Origin of the sequence: Prevotella sp. S7-1-8 (genome assembly GCF_000758925.1) — a bacterium.
Classification (GTDB): Bacteria; Bacteroidota; Bacteroidia; order Bacteroidales; family Bacteroidaceae; genus Prevotella.
The window spans coordinates 1-1281 of sequence record NZ_JRNC01000114.1 but is presented as its reverse complement, the minus strand read 5'-3'; the positions used below and the strand labels follow the sequence as shown (position 1 = coordinate 1281).

Genomic DNA, 1281 nt, shown 5'->3' with positions numbered 1-1281 from the left:
TATGAACCACATCGAGAGGGCGAAAAGCAATCCCAGCCCACCGAAGACCAGTCCTTTCTTGAGATATTCTTTCTGTTTATTATCCATTTTCATTACTATTAGTTGAATATTGTTGATAAAGTCGTATAAATACGCTATCTGTATGGATGTCGCTGTCTATTATCGTTCCCTTGGGGATAGGTAGTCTTTCCTCCTTATCGTGCGACAGGAAAAACTGCGCTATCATCACTAAAGAACAGACGAGATAGACAAAACTTAATCCGAATACAATCAGCTTGCGCTGCTTTGCCGTGAGCCTGTCGCACCGATGGCGAAGCCACAAGTGCGCCCTCAAATAGTGCCGTGCGAATGAAAATCCCCTTGTTCTTTTCATCGTGCTATCGTTTATAGGTTTGGAGGTCTTGATTCTGTCGCACCATAAACTGCTCCATGAGGAAGCCCTGCGGATTGTTGTCCGAGCGGACGGAGTTCTGCAAGGTGCAGGTCGTAATCAGGTTACGCTCCGTGATGTTACTCGGTCGCACGATGAACTGACGGGCGTAGGTCGTTACCTCGTAGGGATAGACCTCAAAGTTGCAGCGGATAGAGTCCACCTCGATACGCTGATTGACATTGCCCGAAATGGCACGGTTGTAATAACCCTTTTCCGCCAAGTCCTTGTAATAATTGAAAGCCGACTTGTCACACAGCACAAAGGCACGCTCCATGTTCTTCTCGATGGCATCCTTATCGGGCGCGATGGTGAAGAACAGTTCATGGAAACGACGGACGTGTTCCCTCGCTTCCACAGGTCGGTTCTTGCTTGCATCCTGACTCAGTGCGAGCATCAAAGACTTTCCTTGGTCAAGCACATAGATTTTCTCCCTCTGCTCTTTGGCAAAGCCATACGAGGCATAGACGGCATAGCCGCTGACCGCCACGCAGACGATGGCAAAGACAAAGGCATAGAGCCTGATCTGACGGAATGAGGTCTCGATATTGGTGAGTGATTTGAATTCCATTGTTTTTTACGTTTTTTGTTATTTACCTTTGAGTAATGCACCCTTGATACGTCCGATGGCATTGCCTGCAACGGCTCCGGCTCCACCTGCCAAATACTTGCCTCCGGTGTATGCGCCCTGCGCTCCACGCTGAGCCGTCTGGTTGACGTTGCGACCGTAAGAGCCGATGCCACCACCAGCCTCAATAATCCAGCCTGCTACCGTAGGCACACAGAAGTAGCCCACGATACCGATGAGGAAGAAGACAATGTGATACCAACTGCCCGCATCGGGGAGAAAA

2 protein-coding genes and 1 pseudogene are annotated in these 1281 nt (G+C 49.3%); all 3 read right to left on the bottom strand.

The window, feature by feature from the left end:
• Positions 1-79: 79 nt before the first annotated feature.
• On the bottom strand, positions 80-373 hold the full coding sequence (locus HMPREF1640_RS13020; RefSeq protein WP_036928491.1) for a hypothetical protein: 294 nt from the start codon (positions 371-373) through the stop codon (positions 80-82).
• A gap of 4 nt (positions 374-377) precedes the next feature.
• Positions 378-1001, bottom strand: coding sequence for a conjugative transposon protein TraK (gene traK / locus HMPREF1640_RS12075; protein WP_036895233.1), 624 nt, complete (start codon positions 999-1001; stop codon positions 378-380).
• Between the two features lie 18 nt (positions 1002-1019).
• Positions 1020-1281: pseudogene (locus HMPREF1640_RS12070) on the bottom strand (conjugative transposon protein TraJ); the annotation flags it as partial.